The 21,046-nt window shown below is 43.1% G+C and carries 24 protein-coding genes; 16 read left to right on the top strand and 8 right to left on the bottom strand.

The genetic code is table 11. The features are described from left to right. The 4 genes from NPE20_RS08100 to NPE20_RS08115 all read left to right on the top strand — a co-directional run bounded on the left by NPE20_RS08100 (window position 1) and on the right by NPE20_RS08115 (window position 3,304). On the top strand, window positions 1-750 hold the full coding sequence (locus NPE20_RS08100) for a 1-(5-phosphoribosyl)-5-[(5-phosphoribosylamino)methylideneamino]imidazole-4-carboxamide isomerase (protein WP_256538111.1): 750 nt from the start codon (window positions 1-3) through the stop codon (window positions 748-750). Window positions 751-877: 127 nt separating this feature from the next. Next, window positions 878-1,633 (top strand): imidazole glycerol phosphate synthase subunit HisF, encoded by a 756-nt coding sequence (gene hisF, locus NPE20_RS08105; protein ID WP_256538112.1) that lies wholly within the window; start codon window positions 878-880, stop codon window positions 1,631-1,633. 116 nt (window positions 1,634-1,749) lie between these two features. Next, complete coding sequence (hisIE, locus tag NPE20_RS08110) at window positions 1,750-2,337, top strand: bifunctional phosphoribosyl-AMP cyclohydrolase/phosphoribosyl-ATP diphosphatase HisIE (protein WP_256538113.1); 588 nt, start codon at window positions 1,750-1,752, stop codon at window positions 2,335-2,337. 64 nt (window positions 2,338-2,401) lie between these two features. Continuing rightward, window positions 2,402-3,304: a WD40 repeat domain-containing protein gene (locus tag NPE20_RS08115; protein ID WP_256538114.1), complete on the top strand. Its 903-nt coding sequence runs from the start codon at window positions 2,402-2,404 to the stop codon at window positions 3,302-3,304. On the opposite strand, the gene NPE20_RS08120 is transcribed toward NPE20_RS08115, so the two are convergent. Further along, window positions 3,301-4,062, bottom strand: a complete 762-nt coding sequence (locus tag NPE20_RS08120) for a C40 family peptidase (RefSeq protein WP_256538115.1) — start codon at window positions 4,060-4,062, stop codon at window positions 3,301-3,303. The genes NPE20_RS08115 and NPE20_RS08120 overlap by 4 nt on opposite strands. Window positions 4,063-4,169: 107 nt before the next feature. Continuing rightward, window positions 4,170-4,523 (bottom strand): 4Fe-4S dicluster domain-containing protein, encoded by a 354-nt coding sequence (locus NPE20_RS08125; protein ID WP_067061870.1) that lies wholly within the window; start codon window positions 4,521-4,523, stop codon window positions 4,170-4,172. A gap of 102 nt (window positions 4,524-4,625) precedes the next feature. Here NPE20_RS08125 and NPE20_RS08130 point away from each other — a divergent pair, with 102 nt between their 5' ends. The 8 genes from NPE20_RS08130 (at window position 4,626) to NPE20_RS08165 (ending at window position 12,123) form a co-directional block, all read left to right on the top strand. Continuing rightward, window positions 4,626-5,648: an acyl-CoA reductase gene (locus tag NPE20_RS08130; protein ID WP_256538116.1), complete on the top strand. Its 1,023-nt coding sequence runs from the start codon at window positions 4,626-4,628 to the stop codon at window positions 5,646-5,648. Window positions 5,649-5,747: 99 nt separating this feature from the next. Beyond that, window positions 5,748-5,951 carry a fructose-6-phosphate aldolase gene (locus NPE20_RS08135; protein ID WP_256538676.1) on the top strand — a complete coding sequence of 68 codons (204 nt, stop codon included), beginning with the start codon at window positions 5,748-5,750 and terminating at the stop codon, window positions 5,949-5,951. A 5-nt stretch (window positions 5,952-5,956) separates the two neighbouring features. Then, entirely contained in the window at window positions 5,957-6,640 is a 684-nt protein-coding gene (locus NPE20_RS08140; RefSeq protein ID WP_256538117.1) for a cell division ATP-binding protein FtsE, read from the top strand. A gap of 215 nt (window positions 6,641-6,855) precedes the next feature. Continuing rightward, window positions 6,856-7,431, top strand: coding sequence for a nucleotide exchange factor GrpE (locus tag NPE20_RS08145; RefSeq protein WP_256538118.1), 576 nt, complete (start codon window positions 6,856-6,858; stop codon window positions 7,429-7,431). A gap of 140 nt (window positions 7,432-7,571) precedes the next feature. Next, window positions 7,572-8,735 (top strand): molecular chaperone DnaJ, encoded by a 1,164-nt coding sequence (gene dnaJ, locus NPE20_RS08150; protein ID WP_256538119.1) that lies wholly within the window; start codon window positions 7,572-7,574, stop codon window positions 8,733-8,735. Window positions 8,736-8,889: 154 nt separating this feature from the next. Next, a complete protein-coding gene (locus NPE20_RS08155; RefSeq protein ID WP_256538120.1) occupies window positions 8,890-9,795 on the top strand; it encodes an ABC transporter ATP-binding protein in 906 nt (301 codons plus the stop codon). A 3-nt stretch (window positions 9,796-9,798) separates the two neighbouring features. After that, window positions 9,799-11,052 (top strand): ABC transporter permease, encoded by a 1,254-nt coding sequence (locus tag NPE20_RS08160; protein WP_256538121.1) that lies wholly within the window; start codon window positions 9,799-9,801, stop codon window positions 11,050-11,052. Window positions 11,053-11,193: 141 nt separating this feature from the next. Further along, a complete protein-coding gene (locus NPE20_RS08165; protein ID WP_256538122.1) occupies window positions 11,194-12,123 on the top strand; it encodes a Ppx/GppA phosphatase family protein in 930 nt (309 codons plus the stop codon). Here NPE20_RS08165 and NPE20_RS08170 read toward each other — a convergent pair. Beyond that, window positions 12,120-12,836 carry a carboxypeptidase-like regulatory domain-containing protein gene (locus NPE20_RS08170; protein WP_256538123.1) on the bottom strand — a complete coding sequence of 239 codons (717 nt, stop codon included), beginning with the start codon at window positions 12,834-12,836 and terminating at the stop codon, window positions 12,120-12,122. The genes NPE20_RS08165 and NPE20_RS08170 overlap by 4 nt on opposite strands. Window positions 12,837-12,976: 140 nt before the next feature. Here NPE20_RS08170 and NPE20_RS08175 point away from each other — a divergent pair, with 140 nt between their 5' ends. Next, the gene (locus tag NPE20_RS08175; protein WP_256538124.1) at window positions 12,977-14,944 is read left to right on the top strand and encodes a M1 family metallopeptidase; all 1,968 of its coding nucleotides are present in this window, start codon (window positions 12,977-12,979) and stop codon (window positions 14,942-14,944) included. Window positions 14,945-15,094: 150 nt separating this feature from the next. Here NPE20_RS08175 and NPE20_RS08180 read toward each other — a convergent pair whose 3' ends face one another. The 5 genes from NPE20_RS08180 to NPE20_RS08200 form a co-directional block, all read right to left on the bottom strand. Continuing rightward, window positions 15,095-15,688 carry a Maf family nucleotide pyrophosphatase gene (locus NPE20_RS08180; RefSeq protein ID WP_256538125.1) on the bottom strand — a complete coding sequence of 198 codons (594 nt, stop codon included), beginning with the start codon at window positions 15,686-15,688 and terminating at the stop codon, window positions 15,095-15,097. Between the two features lie 51 nt (window positions 15,689-15,739). Beyond that, window positions 15,740-16,261, bottom strand: coding sequence for a KdsC family phosphatase (locus tag NPE20_RS08185; protein WP_256538126.1), 522 nt, complete (start codon window positions 16,259-16,261; stop codon window positions 15,740-15,742). A gap of 76 nt (window positions 16,262-16,337) precedes the next feature. Then, entirely contained in the window at window positions 16,338-16,580 is a 243-nt protein-coding gene (gene iscX / locus NPE20_RS08190; RefSeq protein WP_256538127.1) for a Fe-S cluster assembly protein IscX, read from the bottom strand. Window positions 16,581-16,610: 30 nt separating this feature from the next. Further along, window positions 16,611-16,943: a 2Fe-2S iron-sulfur cluster-binding protein gene (locus NPE20_RS08195; RefSeq protein WP_256538128.1), complete on the bottom strand. Its 333-nt coding sequence runs from the start codon at window positions 16,941-16,943 to the stop codon at window positions 16,611-16,613. 19 nt (window positions 16,944-16,962) lie between these two features. After that, window positions 16,963-17,745, bottom strand: coding sequence for a Rossmann-like and DUF2520 domain-containing protein (locus NPE20_RS08200; protein ID WP_256538129.1), 783 nt, complete (start codon window positions 17,743-17,745; stop codon window positions 16,963-16,965). A gap of 75 nt (window positions 17,746-17,820) precedes the next feature. Here NPE20_RS08200 and NPE20_RS08205 point away from each other — a divergent pair, with 75 nt between their 5' ends. From NPE20_RS08205 to NPE20_RS08215, 3 genes are all read left to right on the top strand, one after another. Beyond that, window positions 17,821-18,741, top strand: coding sequence for an alpha/beta fold hydrolase (locus NPE20_RS08205; RefSeq protein ID WP_256538130.1), 921 nt, complete (start codon window positions 17,821-17,823; stop codon window positions 18,739-18,741). 35 nt (window positions 18,742-18,776) lie between these two features. Then, on the top strand, window positions 18,777-19,112 hold the full coding sequence (locus tag NPE20_RS08210; RefSeq protein ID WP_256538131.1) for a YbjQ family protein: 336 nt from the start codon (window positions 18,777-18,779) through the stop codon (window positions 19,110-19,112). 387 nt (window positions 19,113-19,499) lie between these two features. Then, window positions 19,500-20,870, top strand: a complete 1,371-nt coding sequence (locus tag NPE20_RS08215; protein WP_256538132.1) for a dipeptidase — start codon at window positions 19,500-19,502, stop codon at window positions 20,868-20,870. Window positions 20,871-21,046: the final 176 nt, after the last annotated feature.

The following is a 21,046-nucleotide window of genomic DNA, read 5'->3' on the forward strand; positions in this document are numbered from 1 at the left end:
ATGTATATTATTCCTGCCATTGATATTCTAAATAAAAAGGTTGTGCGCCTGCGCGAGGGCGACTACAAGCAGGTAACAGAGTACGACGTTACACTTGAGGAAATGATTGAAAGGTACCAATCAAATGGTACAAATTTCATCCACATAATTGACCTTAACGGTGCTAAAAACGATTTTAGCAACCAGCAATACCTGTTTGATGTGATCCGCAAAACCGATATGCAGGTGCAGTATGGTGGCGGTATCCGCAGCATTGATAAGGTTAAGGAGCTGATAGATGCGGGCGTTCACCGCGTTATTGTTGGCACGCAGGCTATCACCAATCCAAGTTTTTTGGAAGACCTAAGCAAAGAAGTTTGCGGCCGCGATAAATGCAGCGACCAGGTGGTTATTGCTATCGACGTATTGGACGAGGTGATTAAATACTCGGGCTGGATGGAGAGTTCACCCATCAAACTGATGGATTATGTGGACAAGTGCCTGGCGCTGGGTTTCTTCCGTTTCCTTTGTACCGATATTAATAAAGACGGCAAATTAGGCGGTGCAGGTGTAGAACTGTACAGCAAACTGCTTGACCATTCGCCCTTCATCAAACTGATAGCATCGGGCGGTGTAAGCTCTATGGATGATATTGAACAGCTGAGTAAAATAAAAGTTGAAGCCTGCATAGTAGGTAAAGCCATTTACGAAGACCATATCAGCATCGAAGAAATTAAAAACTGGAATTTGGAATCTTTGATGTCCATTTAATCGCGCCCGAAGGGCGCCGCATATCCACCCCGTCATTACGAGGTACGAAGCAATCTCCAGACTTTGCATCGCTGCTTAGCATGTGAAGAGATTGCTTCGTACCTCGCAATGACGCCTTATAAAACTCATGTTAGCTAAACGAATTATCCCCTGCCTTGACGTTAAAGATGGCCGCACTGTAAAAGGTGTGAACTTTGTTGACCTGCGCGATGCCGGCGACCCGGTAGAACTGGCCTGGAACTATTCGCAGCAAGGCGCTGATGAATTAGTATTCCTGGATATTACAGCTACCGTAGAACGCCGCAAAACAATGGTAGAGCTTGTAAAAGCTGTGGCAAGGCAAATAAATATACCCTTCACTATTGGTGGTGGTATTAACGAAATTGCCGATGCGGATGCCCTGCTTAATGCCGGTGCAGATAAGATCTCCATTAACTCGGCCGCGGTACGTAACCCCGCTTTGATAGACGAGTTGGCCCGGGCTTTTGGGGTGCAATTTGTAGTGATAGCAGTTGATACCAGGGTTATCGGTGATAAAAACATCGTACACCTTAATGGTGGCAGGCTGCCAACAGAAAAACAAACACTGGATTGGATCATAGAAGCCGAGAACCGTGGCGCAGGCGAGATATTGCTTACCTCTATGGATCACGACGGTACAAAGGCCGGTTTCGACAATGGTTTGCTTAAATTAGTGAACGATACAGTGAATATCCCGGTAATAGCATCGGGTGGTGCAGGTTCGGTACAGCATTTTGTTGATGTATTTCAGCAAACAAATGTAGATGCCGCACTGGCAGCTTCGGTGTTTCATTACGGTGAAATATTAATACCTGATCTGAAATCGGTTTTAAGAGAAAATAATATTGAGGTAAGGGTGTAATCCCTCCCGCGCGTCATTGCGAGGAACGAAGCAATCTCCGAACTTTGCATGGCCGCTTAGCTTATTTAGAGATTGCTTCGTTCCTCGCAATGACGGGGCGGTAAATGAAAAACATTATGAATATCGACTTTAACAAAACAGACGGTTTAGTACCGGTTATTATACAGGACGAGCAAACGCTTGAGGTGCTGATGCTGGGTTATATGAACCAGGAAGCATACGATAAAACCGTGCAGGAAAATGTAGTCACCTTCTTTTCCCGTTCAAAAAATCGCCTGTGGACCAAAGGCGAAACCAGCCAAAACTTTCTGCATGTAAAAAGCATGCATATAGATTGTGATAACGATACCCTGCTGATAAAAGTGAAAGCCGATGGCCCTACCTGCCATACCGGTTCGCGCAGCTGCTTTAAAACAGACTACAACCAAAACTTTATACTGCAGTTAGAAAACATTATTGCAGACCGCTACGAAAACCCGGTTGAAGGTTCATATGTGAACAAACTTCGCAATAAAGGCCTTAATAAAATAGCCCAAAAAGTTGGTGAAGAAGGGGTTGAAACTGTAATAGCAGCCTTAGCCGAAACAGAGATCGACCTGATAAATGAATCATCCGATCTTGTTTTCCATCTGCTGGTACTGCTCCGCGAAAAAGGCTTAAATTTGGAGCGCATTGCGAAGAATTTAGAGGAAAGACATCAATAGAAAGTTGGCAGTTTTAAGTTAGCAGCTTATACTGCAAACTGAGAACTGCCTGCTGCAAACTGAAATGGAAGTACAAAAGATAGCAGAATTAACCGGCCACAGCAACCCTATATTTAGCCTGGAGCTTTCGCAAAAGCCAGGCATATTATTTAGTGGAGGGAACGATAAGGGCCTGGTTGAATGGAGCCTGGAAACCAACTCCTTCATTAAAGTGATGTTCCCGGTTATGGCTTCTATTTATGCTATCCACTGCCCGGCAAGTTATCCCTTAATGTTTGCCGGTTTGCGCAGCGGCGAAGTGCTGGTGTTCAATTTCATCGAACAGAAAATAACACATCGCTTAAGGCATCACATTAAACCTGTTTTCGATATTAAATCATCTGCAAAAAAGGATGAATTACTGATAGCCTGTGAAGATGGCACCGTTTCTGTTTGGAGTTTAAAAACGCTGGAACTGGTGCACAGTATAAAGGTGTCAAACGATACCGTGCGTTGCATCACCATAAACCCTGCAGAAGACAGGGTTGCCTTTGGCTGCCGCGATAACCGCGTGGTGATTTACGATCTGGAAGATTATAGTCCTATAAAGGCTCTTATCGGCCATACCATGTCGGTATTCTCCTTACAATATTCCCCTACGGGTGATTATCTTGTTTCGGGGGCGCGCGATGCCCAAGTGAAGATCTGGGATAATAAAACCTATTCGCTTATCCAAAACATACCCGCGCATTTATTTGCAGTGAATCATATTACCTTCCACCCCAACCAGCCCTATTTTGCAACGGCAAGTATGGATAAAAGCATTAAAATTTGGGATGCTGTAGATTTTAAGCTCCGCAAAATAATAAGCAGGGAAAAAGGCTACGCCGGCCATGTGTTATCCATCAATAAACTGGCATGGAACGGCAACCAATTGCTATCTGCAGGTGACGATAAAAAAGTAATTATCTGGGATGTATCGTTTTAGCAATACCGCTTAATAACTTTAAGCTTGTGTGTATACCGTTTTAATTCTTCCGAGTAAATACCCTGGGCATCTAAAAAATCAACCTTCACTTTTCCTGACGCATGGATGATCTTTCCGTTTCCTAATATAACGCCCACATGGGTAATACGTTCTTCTGAACCTTCAAAAAAAGCAAGGTCGCCCAGTTTAGATTTCAGTACCGAATCTATTAGTGTGCCATCCTCGGCCTGTAATGAAGCATCGCGCCGCAGTGTTATGCCGCGTAACCTATAAACGGCCTGCGTAAACCCAGAGCAATCAATACCAAAATGAGTGCGGCCTCCCCATAAATAAGGCACATTTAAAAAAGATTGCGCAATATTGGTTATCGTATCTGTTTGGCCTATCTCGCCAATTATTTCAAATTTTTGGTTACCAATGTAACTTGTTGTGCCCTCTAAAAAAGCAAGCGAACTACCTGCAGGCAAGTATATTATAGAGTTATCACTTATCTTCCAGGCTTGGGTAATAGCCCTGTAAGTTAATGGTGACGATGTTTGCAACAACCGTTTATACGCCAGGTGACCCAGCATGCTAAATTGCAGCCTGTCAATCCAGCCTGTATAATTATCTATCGCTGTGGTTATTTGGACCCACTTATCCTTCCACTCCAAAATCTCGAATGACTCACCAAATAAAACCTGCGATACCATTTCACTGCGGTCGCTTGGCTCTGCCCTTAAGGGTACCACGGCCAAATTACAAATTCCGTATTCCATAGTTTAAAATCACAGAGTATTAATACGTTAAATTAAGCAATAATGTTTTGCAAAATAAAAAAGGGGAAAGCATTATCTGCCTCCCCCTTTTTATAAGTTTTTTTAAATTATCCGTTCTGGTGCAACCAATCTTTTTTGGCATGCAGCTCTTCTTCAGTTTCGCGTACGTCTTCATCATCCACACAGCAATCTACCGGGCAAACGGCAGCGCACTGCGGTTCGTCATGAAAACCAACACACTCGGTACATTTATCGGGCACTATGTAATAAATATCATCAGATAAAGCAGCCTGTGCTTCTTCTGCATTTAAAGTATTACCATCACCAAAATCAATTACTCCTTTTAAATCCGTACCATCTGAAAAACGCCAGGCAGCACCCGCATCATAAATAGCATTATTGGGGCACTCTGGTTCGCAGGCCCCGCAGTTTATGCATTCATCGGTGATTATAATCGCCATATTATTTAAATATTCTTGTATTCTAAGTTACCTTTGCCCTATAATTGGGCAACGCAAATATAACAAAAAAAGGCTTTAAGGGTTTATCCCGTTAACATATATATGTCAAAATTTAATATTACAGATACAGTAAATACATTTTCAGAACTGGGCAAACACCTTGCCACACCCAATGCACAGCTAATGGAGATCATTGAAACCGAGCGGCAGCACAACGCCTGGTTCACTCCCGAAAGTGTATTAAACGCAGTTAAAGCAACCGGCCAAATGCTAAACAAGGCCGACCTGGAGAAATGGCTAAAAAAATACAATATAGCGCAGGGCGGCAATAAAAAGGTTGGTTTAGTACTTGCCGGAAATATCCCGCTGGTGGGTTTCCATGATGTGCTTTGTGTATTGGTAACAGGTAATCACGCGCTTATAAAAGCATCATCGCAAGATGCCCGCCTTATAAAATATGTGCTGAATAAACTGGTTGAGATAGATAATTTCTATGCTGATAAATTTAGTTTTGTAGAAAGGCTGGAAAATTTTGATGCCATAATAGCCACGGGTAGTAACAACACATCGCGCTATTTTGAGTACTATTTTGGCAAAGTGCCCAATATTATCCGCAAAAACCGCAACAGCATAGCGTTGCTTACGGGCAATGAAAGTGCCGAACAACTAAGCGCGTTAGGTCACGATATTTTTGATTATTACGGCTTGGGTTGCCGCAATGTATCTAAATTACTGGTTCCGGAGGGGTATGTTTTCAATTTCTTTTTTGAATCGATAGAGCATTTTGCGCCCATCATTAACCACCACAAATACAATAACAACTACGATTATAACAAATCTATTTACCTGGTAAACCGCGATGAGCATTTAGATAACGGCTTTTTGCTATTAAAACAGGATACCCGCTTAACATCGCCCCTGGCTTGTTTATTTTATGAAACATATACCGATCTACAATCGGCACAAAACATGCTTCTGCAACAAAGCAAAAACCTGCAATGCATTGTTACTACAGTACCGCTGCAAACGCAAAACCAGGTGGTTGATTTTGGCCAAAGTCAGCACCCGCAATTGTGGGATTATGCCGATGGCGTAGATACGATGGAATTCTTGTCAAATCTTTAAAATTACAATACCTTTGGGGAGAATCGAAGACCATAGACGATAGTCCATAGCAATATGAATAATGCCTATCGACCATGAACCATGAGCTATCAACTAAATATGTACATTATAAAAGTAAAAGGCGTTGCCAAAATACCCGATTACGTGCAATTAAGGGACGATAAATTTACCCTATTGGCGTACTTTAGGGTGGATAGGCCCGAAAAATCATTAGAAAAGGTTGGCCTTACTGATAAGTACGAATACATTATGGGCGTTATTAAAGACCTGCCCTTTGGTAAAATATTAAAATTAGAGCTGTAAATAAGATGATTGGAAACTCTATTATAAAACTAAATAATGTTGATATTTTTCAGCAAAAGCACCTGGTTCTGTCAAACGTAAACCTGCATATTGATAAAGGCGATTTTGTATGGCTTATTGGCCAAACCGGATCTGGTAAAAGCAGTTTACTGAAAGTTATTTATGGCGATTTAAATATAGCCAGCGGTACCGGCCACGCCTGCGGGTACGAACTAAGTAAACTGGCAACCAAAGATGTGCCATTTTTACGCCGTAAGCTGGGTATAGTTTTCCAGGACTTTCAATTATTGACCGATAGATCTGTTGAGCAAAACCTGCAATTTGTGATGCGCGCCACCGGTTGGGATGATAAAAAACAAATAGCCGACCGTATACTGGACGTATTGGAGAAAGTTGGCCTGCGCTCTAAACTAAAAAAAATGCCGCATGAGCTATCAGGCGGCGAGCAGCAACGTGTGGTTATTGCCCGTGCTTTGCTAAATAACCCTGAAATTATTTTGGCCGATGAACCTACCGGGAACCTTGACCCTGATACTTCTGAAGAGATAGTTTTGCTATTAAAACAGATAAGCCAGGGGGGCACGGCCGTAGTTGTTGCCACTCACGATTATCATATCATCCGCACCTTTCCATCGCGCATAATTAAATGCGAGAACGGTAAGGTATTAGAGGATGTACAGATAGCGTAGACAGTTTGCAGTAGGCAGTTAGCAGTTGGCAGGGAGGCAGAATTTGCAAACTGCCTACTGATATCTGCAAACTAATTATACTGCCAACTAAAAACTGCCAACTTAATCCACACCTGCAAACTTAACCGAATATTTTATTGACTACTGACACGTTGTCGGGTTTAACCCGATGGCAGGATACTTGATTAGCACTATTTGCTATGAATTTTAATGACATGCTAAAGAAAAAAAATAAAGGAAATTCAGAAACCGCTAAAAATACCGCGGAAGTGACAAATGAAAGCGGACAGGTTGACGGTACGGAGCAGGTTGCTGAAACTGCCACAGCTGAAAACATCCCTACTGCCGAAGAAAGGTTTAAAGAAGAGCTATCACAAGCCAACGATAAATATTTAAGACTGTATGCCGAGTTTGACAACTTTCGCCGCAGGACCATCAAAGAACGGGAAGACGCCAGAAAAACTGAGGGTAAAGATGTAATTGTTGCCTTATTACCCGTGCTGGATGATTTTGAACGTGCTTTACGCTCAATGGATAACGTTACCGATGTAATACCTGTTAAAGAAGGCGTGGCGTTGATACAGCACAAACTAAAAAATATACTTACCCAAAAGGGTTTAAAAGAAATGCAATCAATAGGTACCGAGTTTAACCCTGATTTGCATGAGGCTATTACCAGCATACCTGCCCCAACTGATGATATGAAAGGCAAAGTGGTTGATGAAATGGAAAAAGGTTACGAGCTTAACGAGAAAGTGGTGCGTTTTGCCAAGGTAATTGTAGGGGCGTAAGGATAATTAGTGAATTAATGAGTTAGTGAATTAGTGATTTAGCTTCTGCACCAACTTATGAATTCATTAAGTAAAAAAATGATTTAGTTGATTTTCAATCACTAATTCACTAATTCAAAAAATCAATAATTAATAGATAAATGGCTAAGAGAGATTATTACGATGTGCTGGGGATTAGCAAAGGCGCGGATGCCGATGAGATAAAGAAAGCATATCGTAAAATGGCTATTAAATATCACCCGGATAAAAACGAAGGTGATAAGGCTGCCGAAGAAAAGTTTAAGGAAGCTGCCGAGGCCTACGAGGTTTTAAGCAACCCCGAAAAACGCCAGCGTTATAACCAATTTGGACATGCAGCAAATGCAGGCTCTGCAAATGGTGGTGGTTATGGTGGGGGCAGCATGAATATGGACGACATATTCAGTCAGTTTGGCGATATATTCGGCGGTGGTAGTCCGTTCGAAGGTTTCTTTGGTGGTGGCGGTGGCCGCCAGGGTGGTGGCCGCAGGGTTGCACGTGGCAGTAACTTGCGTATCAAAGTAAGGTTATCGCTTGAAGAGATTGCAAACGGCGCCGAAAAGAAAATAAAAGTAAACAAACAGATACTTTGTAACACCTGTGATGGCACAGGCGCTAAGGATAAGTCATCTTTCCAAACCTGTAAAACCTGCGGTGGCGCGGGTTCTGTACGCAGGGTAACCAATACTATTTTGGGCCAGATGCAAACAACCAGCACCTGCCCTACTTGTAACGGCGAAGGTTCTACCATTACTTCAAAATGTAATGTTTGCCATGGCGACGGCGTTGTACGCGGCGAAGAAACCATCACTATAAACGTACCTGCGGGTGTAAGCGAAGGCATGCAGTTAAGCATGAGCGGCAAAGGTAATGCTGCCCCACGTGGCGGTGTACCGGGCGATTTGATCATCCTGATTGAAGAGATCCCTCATGAAACATTAAAACGCGATGGTAATAATGTGATATATGACCTGCATATCAACTTTGTTGACGCCGCTTTAGGTACCAGCGTTGAAATACCAACTATTGATGGCAAGGCCAAGATAAAGATTGAGCCGGGCACACAAGGTGGTAAAATACTGCGTTTGAAAGGCAAAGGCGTACCAGAGGTAAACTCTTACCACCGTGGCGACCAGCTGATCCACATCAACATTTGGACACCAAAAGCCCTAAGCCGCGAAGAACGCGAAGCATTAGAGAAACTGCAAGGTTCCCCTAACTTTAAACCCAACCCCGGCAAAAACGAAAAAAGCTTTTTTGAACGGATGAAGGAATATTTTGAGTAAGCATAGCCTGAATATATAACGAAGCCCTGCATTTTTAAATGCGGGGCTTTTTGTTTGGATTTGATTATTAATAGCTCCGTTATTCCCCTAAAACAATAATTTGTAACAATACATCCACCCTTATATCTAATTTAGCATAAAACTAAATCCTGATATGCTAAGCATTCGCAACATTGTTAAACAATACGCCGGTCACCGCGCATTAGACGATGTGAGCCTTGAAGTAGAAAGCGGTAAAATATTTGGCCTGCTTGGGCCAAATGGTGCCGGTAAAACCTCCCTCATCCGTATTATTAATCAAATAACCGCCCCAGATTCAGGCGAAGTATACTTCAACGGACATAAGCTTAATCAATCGCACATTGAGCGTATTGGTTACCTGCCCGAAGAGCGCGGCCTGTATAAAAAGATGGAGATAGGCGAGCAAATGATATACCTGGCCCGCCTAAAAGGCCTCACCCGCGACGAAGCCACCACGAGGTTAAAACACTGGTTCAAAAAACTGGATATGGAAACCTGGTGGAAGAAAAAAATTGAAGAGCTATCAAAAGGGATGCAGCAAAAGGCACAGTTTGTAGCTACCGTTTTACATGAGCCCGATCTGATCATCCTTGACGAACCTTTCAGCGGTTTTGACCCGGTAAATGCCGAGCTGATAAAAGACGAGATACTGGAACTAAACCGCAATGGCGCTACCATCCTTTTCTCTACCCACCGCATGGAATCTGTTGAGGAGCTTTGCGATTCTATCGCCCTTATCCATAAATCGCGTAAGATACTGGATGGCCGGGTTAAGCATATCCGTAATTCTTACAAGAACGAAACGTACCTGGTAGAATACACCGGCGAGCAGCTAACTTTTGATGGTTCCCAGCCTTTTGAGGTGCTTAGTGAAGTTGCAGGAGAGGATAACAGCAACACCATTAAAATTAAGCTCAGCGATGCTTCGGCTAATGATGTGCTGCAGTATCTTCTTCCAAAAACCCGCATTAATATGCTGCAGGAAGTTATACCCAGCATGAACGAGATCTTTATTGAAAAAGTAAACCTAATAGCCTAAGCCATGAATAAAGTATTATTGATCATACAGCGCGAGTATATTACCCGTGTGCGCAAAAAAAGCTTTATCGTAATGATATTTGTGGTGCCCTTATTGATATTGGGCATGTCGGCATTAATTGCTTTTATAGCTAAGGATAGCATGGAGATCTCTAAACCACAAATTGTAAAGGTTATAGACGAAAGCCATTTGTTTGAAGGCAAGCTAAAGAATGCCAAAAACATACAATTTATTCCTACCAATGAACCTGTAGAGAAAGCCAAAGAAGGCCTTAAAGACAATGAGGACCTTTCTGTGCTGTTAATATCTAAAGATTACGCGCACAAGCCTGTGCAATTTTTCTCTAAAAAGAAACCATCATTTACCCTCACGGGCGAAGTAGAGAATCAGATGAACGAGATAGCCTCAACCAATACCATGCTGGCTAATCATATTGATACAGCACTTTTAAACAAGGCTAAAAAAAGCAAGGTATCTGTTAATGCCATGGAGGTAACCGAAACCGGCACTAAAGATGCCAATGTAGGCCCATCAATGATGGTGGGTATTGCCTGTGCTATATTTATTTACTTAGCCTTGTTTATATATGGCGCTCAGGTTATGCGGGGGGTTATCGAAGAAAAAACCAGCCGTATCATCGAGGTCATCATATCATCGGTTAAACCTTTCCAGTTGATGCTTGGTAAAATTATTGGCGTGGGCCTGGTAGGTTTAACACAGTTTACCGCATGGATAGTATTATCTATCATCTCAACCAAGATTGCAGGTCATGCTGCATCGGGGCCGGGCAGCCCTATGGGGGGTGTTTTAGAAACCTTACAAACCATTCCGTTTGGCTTCATATTAGGATGTTTTCTGTTTTACTTTATAACCGGCTATTTGCTGTATAGCGCATTATTCGCGGCAGTGGGCTCCGCTGTTGACAGCGAGACCGAAACCCAGCAATTTATGTTCCCCATAACGTTGCCCCTGCTGTTCACTTATATTTTGTCGGTTTCGGTATTGTTCCGGGCACCTGATAGTCCGCTGGCAGTATGGTTATCCATAATACCATTCACAGCACCGGTAGCTATGATGGTGCGTGTACCATTTGGCGGCGTTCCCGACTGGCAATTAGGCCTGTCAATGTTTATGATGATAATCGGCTTCTTATTTACTACCTACGTTGCAGCACGCATTTATCGTGTTGGCGTATTAATGTATGGCAAAAAAGCAAGCTTTAAAGAATTGGCTAAGTGGTTCTTTTATAAAGAATAGTATGTGACTGGTGAGGACACCAGACACGAGATATTTATTATGCCCTGTGTTCGGTGTCCTCACCGAACGCCCTTAACCTTATCATATTTAAATCCCTGCTTAAGCCAAAACTTTAGCAGGGATTTTTTATTTTAGCCAACGATGAATAACAAACGCGTTGCTGTAATGGACCTGGGTACAAATACCTTTCATCTGCTTATAGCAGAGGGTTCTGCGGATAATTTTATTGAGATATTTCACACCAATGAAGGTGTAAAGCTGGGTGAAGGGGGAATCAATAAAGGCGTTATCCAGCCGGCAGCCTTTGCACGTGGCGTTGCTACCATGCAGCGTTTTCAAAAACACATCGAAGAAAATAAGGTGACTGAGGTAAGGGCCATTGCCACATCTGCCATTCGTAATGCGGGTAATGGCGCGGATTTTATCCGCGAGGTAAAAGAAAAAACCGGCATCCAAATAGAACTTATTAATGGCGAACAGGAAGCGGCCCACATTTACAATGGCATAAAAGCAAGCGGCTGCCTTGGCGACGATAATGCCCTGATAATGGATATTGGCGGCGGTAGTGTAGAATTCATCATCGGTAATGATACCGAAGTGCTTTGGAAACAAAGCTTTGAAATAGGCGCCGCCCGGTTAATGGACAAGTTCCATCAAACCGATCCTATACCCGTTCAATCTATAAAAGAATTAACCCTATACTTAAACACAAAATTACCCGAGCTATTTTTAGCTGCATCTAAACACAAACCTTCTATTCTTATCGGGTCATCCGGCGCGTTCGAGAGCTTTGCCGAGGTTATTGAGCTGGAAAAAGGCAAAAAATTCGACTTGAAGAAAACCCGTGTTTATGAGTTTGATATTGATGAACTTTTGGATCTGATTGAAAGGCTTATCAAATCGACCCATAACCAACGCGCCAATATGGAAGGCATTATACCGGTACGGGTAGATATGATAGTAGTAGCCAGCTTGATTACCATTTACATGATGCAAAAAATGGGTTTGGCCGATGTTACTATGTCTACTTATTCGTTAAAAGAGGGTGTGCTGGCGCAGATGCTGGGTTAAAAAATTCGTCCCATTTTATACCACAACACTTTGTAAAAAGGTATTTTTTTAACGCGGACAACCGTTATTGCACCACCTAAAACAACTCGCCTGGATTTTAAAGCAACACAATTGGTTCCGGTATTAAAATCTTTAATATTAATAACGGTGTAATCATAGCCTAAACGTGATATTACCAGGCTATCCGCAGTAGAAGGCACAGTTAAAACAAACGTTCCACTACTATCAGTTTTCGTACTCAGTCCGGAATTTTTAACCATTAAAGACACATCTTGTATCGGCGAATTATCGTAAGCATCAATTATCTTTCCCTTAACCGTACTATAACTAATACTATCAACTGCTGGCACATCTTTTACTGGATTAAACGACTGTGAGACCTTTACTTTTCCTACAGTACGTTGCGCATCGGCATCTGCTGTAGCAAACAAGCTTGTTACGGCCGCGGCAATTACCAGTTTTTTCCAAGAAAAACAGGGTTTCTCCTGTACAGCCAGGTCATTATTTAAACCGGCCAATTGTTGGCTTTCAAACCTGCCACAAACATTCCCTTGCTGAGCAAAATAATTAATGATCTCAGTATTGGTCATAACGGTAAAATCGGTAACTGTTTTATTGCATTGCACACAATGCCGGCCCTGTTCAACCGGGGTCATCTGATTCCAGTTTTCGTGGCAGGGCTGCGGAATGGTAATACTTTTGATCGACTGCATAATGTTTAGTTTATTGCAGGATGCACTTAACTGCCGGTTTCCATAAGCCTTCCGATCTTTTTTTCCATTATAACTTTCTTAACACAAAATCAAATTGTACGGCAACCTTTGTATATTGCTTCGCTTATCGTCTCGCACACATGAAAAAAATTATTGGCACTTCTTTATTATTGCTTTCCGCCTTTTTTGCACAGGCACAAAAAAACAACCCTAACGATACCATAACTACCAATTACCAGCCATCGGTGCTGTTTTCGCCACTGCCTTATACCGAAAAAGGAAACGAGTTTCACTCAGCCAATGGCGAGCCCGGCCCTAAATACTGGCAAAACCTTGTAAATTATAAACTGGCTGTAGAGTTGGATACGGCTACTAAAACATTAAGCGGCACCGCCGAAATTACCTATGTAAACAATAGTCCCGATGCGTTGCAATACCTTTGGCTGCAGCTTGATCAAAATACTTATAAAAAAGATGCTCGCTCTAACTTTGTTACCGGCGGGCAGGCTACGCAACACACCAGCGGCTACGAAATAGAATCGGTATTTATTGATAAAGGCGATGTGCGTACAAAAGCCAATTTTACTATTACCGATACACGGATGCAGATCCGTTTGGCGAAACCATTACACAAAAACATTAGGCTGGTCATCAAATACCGTTACACTATCCCCGGTGCTTTTGGCGGCCGTACCGATTATGTGGATACCAAAAACGGAAAGATCTTCGAAATAGCCCAGTTCTTCCCACGCATGTGTGTTTATGATGATAGCCGCGGCTGGGCAACAGCCCCTTTTTTAGGCAGTGGTGAATTTTATTGTGAATATGGCGATATCGACTACTCCGTAACTGTACCATGGGATGTATTGGTTGCCGGCCCCGGCGACTTGCTGAACCCCAAAGAAGTATTAACGGCCAAACAAATTAGCCGTTTAGAGGCCGCCCGTAACAGCGATAAAACAATAATGATCCGTACCGCGGCCGAGGTTACCGACCCATCATCGCGCCCGGTAAACAAAGGCAAACTTACCTGGCATTACAAAATGCTGAATACCCGCGATGTGGCTTTTGGTGCTTCTAAAGCGTTTATATGGGATGCGGCGAGGGTGAATCTGCCGGGTGGTAAAAAATCAATGAGCATGTCTGTTTACCCGGTAGAAAGCCAGGGTAATAACGCGTGGGACCGGTCAACAGAATACCTGAAGGGCGCTATTGAGCATTTTTCAGAAAAGTGGTACCCATACCCTTATCCTACTGCCATAAACGAAGCGGGCATAGCAGCCGGTATGGAATACCCGGGTATATTATTTGATGGCATGAACGATAAAGGTGTTGAACTGTTTTTTGTTACCGCGCACGAAATAGGCCACAACTGGTTCCCGATGATAGTAGGCAGCGACGAACGCCGTTTTGCATGGATGGACGAAGGTTTTAACACCTTTATAGATGTGTATGCATCTGACGCGTTCAACAAAGGCGAGTACGCCCCAAAACGCGATGGTGAATACGCTCCCGGAGGCGGCAATCCTGCCGATGAGATCATCGCGCATATCATCGACCCAAATTCGCCTACCATTATGACCCAACCGGATGCTATACCGGAGAAATATCGCCATCCGCTCACCTATTTTAAACCCGCCTTTGGTTTGATATTGCTGCGCGAACAGATCCTGGGTAAGGACAGGTTTGATTACGCCTTCCGTAATTATATCAACAAATGGGCCTACAAACATCCTCAGCCCGACGATTTTTTCCGTTCGATGGAAAATGGTGCCGGTGAAGATCTAAGCTGGTTTTGGCGCGGATGGTTCTACAATAATTACAAACTGGATATAGCCCTGATAGATGCCAAATACGTGGATAAAGACCACAGCAAAGGTGTAAAGCTAACCATCGCCAATAAAGAAATGATGGCCATGCCATTTACCGTTGAAGCTAAACTAAAGGATGGCAGCAAGCAACGCACCTATTTTCCAGTGGAGACATGGCTGCAAAACAAGGTAACTACCTATACCCTGCCTACCACACAGGATGTGGAAAGCATAACCATTGATCCGGACAATGCTTTGCCGGATGTAAACAGGAAGAATAATAGCAAAAAATTGTAGAGACGCGATACTTCGTGTCTACCCTCTGCCACGTCATTGCGAGGTACGAAGCAATCTCTTTAAGCAAATCTAGCAGGCAAGGTGTACAACTATCCTAAAGAGATTGCTTCGTACCTCGCAATGACGGGTGGGCTTGAATGTCCTGAGAAACTAAGATTTCAACCTCACCAACTGCTGGTAAACCTTTTCAGTAGGTAACCCTACCACATTGGTATAAGAACCGTTGATGCGCTCAATACCAATAAGGCCTATCCGTTGCTGGATGCCGTATGAGCCGGCTTTATCCATAGGTTGATATTCTTCCACGTAACTGCGGATCTCGTGCTCGGTAAGCTTGCGGAAAAACACCTCGCTACGGTCGTAAAATTTATTGTACTGGTGATTGTGCAACAGGCAAACGCCGGTATAAACCTCGTGCACCTTACCCGACAGGCGTTGCAGCATTTCTACTGCATGCTCAGATGATTCGGGTTTGCCTAATATCAGGCCGTCAATAGCTACAATAGTATCGGCGGTAAGTACTACTTCGTCGGTAGTAACATCTTCATCAAATGCTTCGGCTTTTTTGGCGGCAATGTAAACGGCTATTTCAGCAGGTGTTAAGCCATCCGGGTATGATTCGTCCACTTCTTTTAAAACCACACGGAAATCAATATCCATCAGCCTTAAAAGCTCCTGCCTCCTCGGCGATTTTGATGCAAGAATTATCTTTGGAAAAGCACTCATATTTTGTCCATAGTCCATAGGTGTTTAACTTTGCTATGGTCTATTAACTATCGACCATGGTCTAACAATCTACCAGCTATACGCCTCGGCGTTCATCCACTTGCCCTGTACCTTCATTACTTTTTCAATAATATCGCGGGCACAGCCTTTACCGCCTGCATAAGGCGAAACATAAGTACAAATAGCTTTAATTTCTTCGGCGGCATCTGCAGGGCAAACAGGTAAGCCAACCAGCTTCATTACCGCCAGGTCGGGGATATCATCGGCCATATAAAGGATATTGGCCGGGTTGATGCTTTTTTCCTCGATGTAGATCTTAAACCGCTCAGATTTGGTATGCGCACCCAGGTACACATCATTTATACCCAAACTATTTAAACGGAATAATGCGCTTTTTGACCGGCTGCCAGATATTGCAGCAACATTATAACCGCATTTTACGGCCAGTTGCAAAGCGTAGCCATCCTTAATATTAAAGGCACGGCTTTGCACACCGGTTTCGGTCACAAATATCGACCCATCGGTTAGTACGCCATCCACATCAAAAATAAACGTGGTTATATCTTTAAGCTTGGTTAAAAAGGATTCCATCTAATTAGTTGATTGGTTCATTAGTTCACTGGTTTATTAGTTGCAAACTGCCAACTATAAACTGCTAACTGAAAAACTATTGATTATCTCTCCACTCGTACACCCATGCAGATTGTATTTGCTCCAGGTGGCCTTCGTTTGATTGCTCCCGCGTGCCGGCAAAGTTTGGCAGGCTAAGCACCCATTCCAACAGTTCGGTAAAGCGGATACGGTATATTTTTGATTCGTCAAAATCGTCGCCAAACTTTTCGTATAGGCTCAGGGCTATATCTTCGTAGTCGTTCCAGTGTATCGGCAGGGCGAATTTATCGTCGTTCATTTTTTGGTTGTGAGTTTAAACTAATTAACATTAATGGCCCATAAAGTCTGATTGGTTTGGCAGGGTAACTTCAATATCGCCATCAATTATTACACATTGGCAACCCAGGCGCGAATTAATACGCGGGTTTACAGCCCTGTCAATAAAATCTTCTTCCTTATCAGATATCTCCTGGATGTTATCCATCCCCTTGTTTACATATATGTGGCAGGTACTGCAACCGCAAACACCGCCGCAGTTATGTTGCAGCTCAATGCCATTTTCCAGGCAAACGTCCAATACAGATTCACCCTCGGCTATTGCAAGCTCCACGGTTTCGTGGTCCTTCTCCTCGAAGTTTATCTTTACTTTAAAAATATTCATTTTGGCAAAAGTAACAAAATTACTTATCCCCGTTAGGCTTGTTATGGTTTTTGATAATATCCTGACTTAACAGTGTATAAAGTTCCTGTAAACCGGGCTTGCCCTCAAGCATTTTCAGATGGGCCTGCATCGTAAATTCATCGTTACGTACAGCAGGGCCGGTTTGTACATCGGCAGGTGAGTGTTCCTTTATCTTATCGGCAGTTTCGGCTATCAGCGGGCGCAGCATATTAAAATCCATATTACGTCCTGCCAAAAGCTGCTCGCCAATGCCATAAAGGTGATTGGTAAAATTGCAGGCAAAAACGGCAGCCAAATGCAATACCTTACGTTGCGCAGAATTTACGCGGTAAACATTATTGCTGATACTGCGGGCAAGCTCTTCTAAAGTTTTGGTAACGGTTTCATCGGCCCCTTCAATACACAGCGGCACATCCCAAAAGTTTACTTCTTTTGTTTTGCTGAAGGTTTGCAACGGATAAAACACACCTGCCTTATCAGTCAGTTTCAGTATTTCCTGCATATCAACCGCACCCGAGGTATGCACAACTAATTTATCGAAGGAAGACAAATGTTGCAAGAACTCCGGTATAGCATCATCCTTAATGGCCAGGATAAAAATATCGGTATCGGCGTTTATATCTTCGGGGTTATCTATTGCTTCGGCGCCTACGTGGTAGGCCAGCAAAGCCGCGTTGTGCATACTGCGGCTGTAAACCTGCGCAATGCGATGGCCCGCATTTTTAAATGCTGCCGATAAATGTGTGGCAACATTGCCCGAACCAATAATGGTGATACGCATTGCTATTATTAATTAAGCTGCTAAATTAAATATTTCTGCTATTTTTATTCTTTAATTAATAACCTTAACCACTCCATGAAATTTCTAAAAAGCCTGCTTGTATTTATTATAGTACTGGCAATTTTTGGCGGCGCTGCCCTCTATATTATATACGATCATTATAACCCCGAGAAAAAAGAGCTTACCTACAAACTGAGGAAGAATACAAACGGCAGTTACATTGAACTAAGCCAGGGTGTTACCCATTACGAACTGGATGGCCCCGATACCGGCAAGGTTATTATTATGATACATGGCTTTAGTGTGCCTTATTATATATGGAATGGCACTTATGAGTACCTTACCGAGCACGGTTTCCGCGTTTTACGATACGATCAGTTTGGCCGTGGTTATTCTGACAGGCCGAATGTGGTTTACAACAGGCAGCTTTATTTTGGGCAGCTAAACGAACTGATAAAAAAACTGCATCTAAAAAAACCTGTTAGCTTGGTTGGTGTATCTTTTGGAGGCAAATTGGCTACAGATTTTACCGCCGCTTATCCTGATGCAGTAAGCAAAGTTATACTTATAGATCCGGCGTATACGTCACCTAAACCCACAATCCCACCATTTGTGGCTGATTTTTACGAAGCAACACATGCTGATGAACGCGCCCTTGGCCAACTGACAGATTTTAAATACCCCGACCGCCACCCTAATTGGGTAGAACAGTACCGGCCGCAAATGGAGTACAAAGGTTTCCGGAATGCATTAATTTCTACCATGTACAACTACGATTATAATGGTCGCCAGGGTAATATCGCACTCAATAATCAGCACAAACCGGTATTGCTTATTTGGGGCAAGGAAGATAAAACCGTACCTTTTAATTACAGCGATTCGATACGCAGTGTACTAAAAACCGAATTTTTGCCGGTAGATGATGCCGCGCATTTGCCTTATATTGAGAAGGCAGAACTTGTTAACCCTGCTTTGGTAACATTTTTGAAGAAATAATATCTAACCCATAAAACAAACACAAATTAAAACCAATGGATACTTCACTCATTACTACAAGCACCGGTTTAGACGGTTACAAAGTTGTTAAACATTTAGGTGTAGTGCGGGGCATTACCGTGCGCAGCCGCAGCGTGGTAGGTAATTTTGCCGGTGGTATACAATCACTATTTGGCGGCAGGCTGTCTGTTTATGTAGAGCTTTGCGAAAACGCCCGCGAAGAAGCTTATCACCTGCTGATACAACATGCCCAGGCCTTGGGTGCAAATGCTATTATCAGCATGCGTTATGATGCCAACGAAGTAATGCAGGGTATTACCGAGGTATTGGCTTATGGCACGGCGGTAGTAGTTGAGAAGGTGGCAGAATAATATTTTTGATTTGTCATGGTGAGCTTGTCGAACCATTTGCCATGCGTATAAGTCTTCGACAGGCTCAGACTGACAATTTGTTAATAAATAGAGGTGAGAAGTGTTCACGTTCACGGCCATGAACGCACGTGAACATTATTAAATAACTAATAATCAGAATTTTAACAATTAGACTACTGGCAAAATAATGTCACCATTAAATCCATACCCGGCACAGGTAAAATGTAGTATAATATAGGCATACACGCTGCACGGCTTCGCAAAGACTGATGTCATTCACCCTCATGGTCGCTGATTTTGAAATTCAGACTGACTAATCGCGTCTTTGCGTGAAACCTCTTCCTCACAAAAATAAACTTCTATCTTTGCTTCAAAATTACACCTAATATGCAAGTAATAAAGCACTATATAGAAGCCAATAAACAACGCCTTTTAGACGAACTTTTCGAATTGCTGCGCTTTCCATCCGTTAGCGCCGACCCAAAATATGCGCCTGATGTTTTAAACGCTGCCGATTATGTGGCCAAAAAATTAAACGATGCAGGTGCCGATAAGGTAGAGGTTTGCCAAACAGCAGGCTACCCTATTATTTATGGCGAAAAAATAATTGATGCTTCGTTACCAACAGTATTGGTTTACGGTCATTATGACGTACAGCCAGCAGACCCGTTAGAACTTTGGAAAACCCCGCCATTTGAACCTACCGTTCGCGATGGTAAGATCTACGCCCGCGGCGCTTGTGATGATAAAGGTCAGTTTTACATGCATGTAAAAGCTTTTGAACTGATGATGCAGACCGATACCCTGCCCTGCAATATCAAATTTATGATTGAGGGCGAGGAAGAAGTAGGCTCTAGCAACCTGGGCATATTTGTAAAAGCAAATAAAGAACGTTTAAAGGCCGATGTGGTGCTGATATCTGATACCTCGATGATCAGCATGGAGCATCCTTCGCTGGAAACCGGCTTACGTGGCTTGTCGTACCTTGAGGTGGAAGTTACCGGCCCTAACCGCGACCTTCACTCTGGCGTATACGGCGGCGCGGTGGCAAACCCGGCCACTATTCTGGCAAAAATGATAGCCTCCCTGCATGATGATAATAACCATATCGCTATCCCGGGCTTTTATGATGATGTTACCGAGCTAACCCCAACCGAACGCGCCGAACTAAATGCCGCGCCTTATGATGAGGAAGAATACAAGAAAGATCTGGATATAGCCGAGGTTTGGGGCGAAAAGGGTTACACTACCTTTGAACGCACCGGTACCCGCCCTACCCTTGAGGTAAACGGCATTTGGGGTGGCTACACTGGCGAAGGGGCAAAAACAGTATTGCCATCAAAAGCCAGTGCCAAAATTTCTATGCGGTTGGTGCCTAATCAAACATCTGATAAAATAACGCAACTGTTTACAGATCATTTCCTGAAGATAGCGCCGCCTTACGTAAAGGTAAAAATAACCCCACATCATGGCGGCGAACCAGCGGTTACCCCAACAAATAGCATTGCCTACAAAGCAGCACAAAAAGCCATTGCAGAATCATTTGGCAAGCAGCCTATCCCAACCCGTGGTGGCGGTAGTATCCCTATTGTTGCCTTATTTGAAGCCGAGCTGGGTATAAAAACCGTGTTGATGGGTTTTGGCCTTGATAGCGATGCCCTCCACTCGCCAAACGAAAAATACGACATTTTCAATTACTACAAAGGGATAGAAACCATCCCATTGTTCCATAAATACTTTGCTGAATTGAGTAAGTAGCAGATTTATTAAAATAAATCGAAACAATACTGTCATCGCGCTTATTATTTATTTTATAATAATGAAGTTGTTATGGCAACAAAAGATCACGCAAAGGGTCAGGCATCCAAGGAGGTGAACGATCCTCAAAGTTCTAAACAGGAAAAAAGCGCTGCTACAAAACAACCAGGTAATTC

Source organism: Mucilaginibacter aquariorum, from assembly GCF_024498135.1.
In the GTDB taxonomy this organism is placed as follows: Bacteria; Bacteroidota; Bacteroidia; order Sphingobacteriales; family Sphingobacteriaceae; genus Mucilaginibacter; species Mucilaginibacter aquariorum.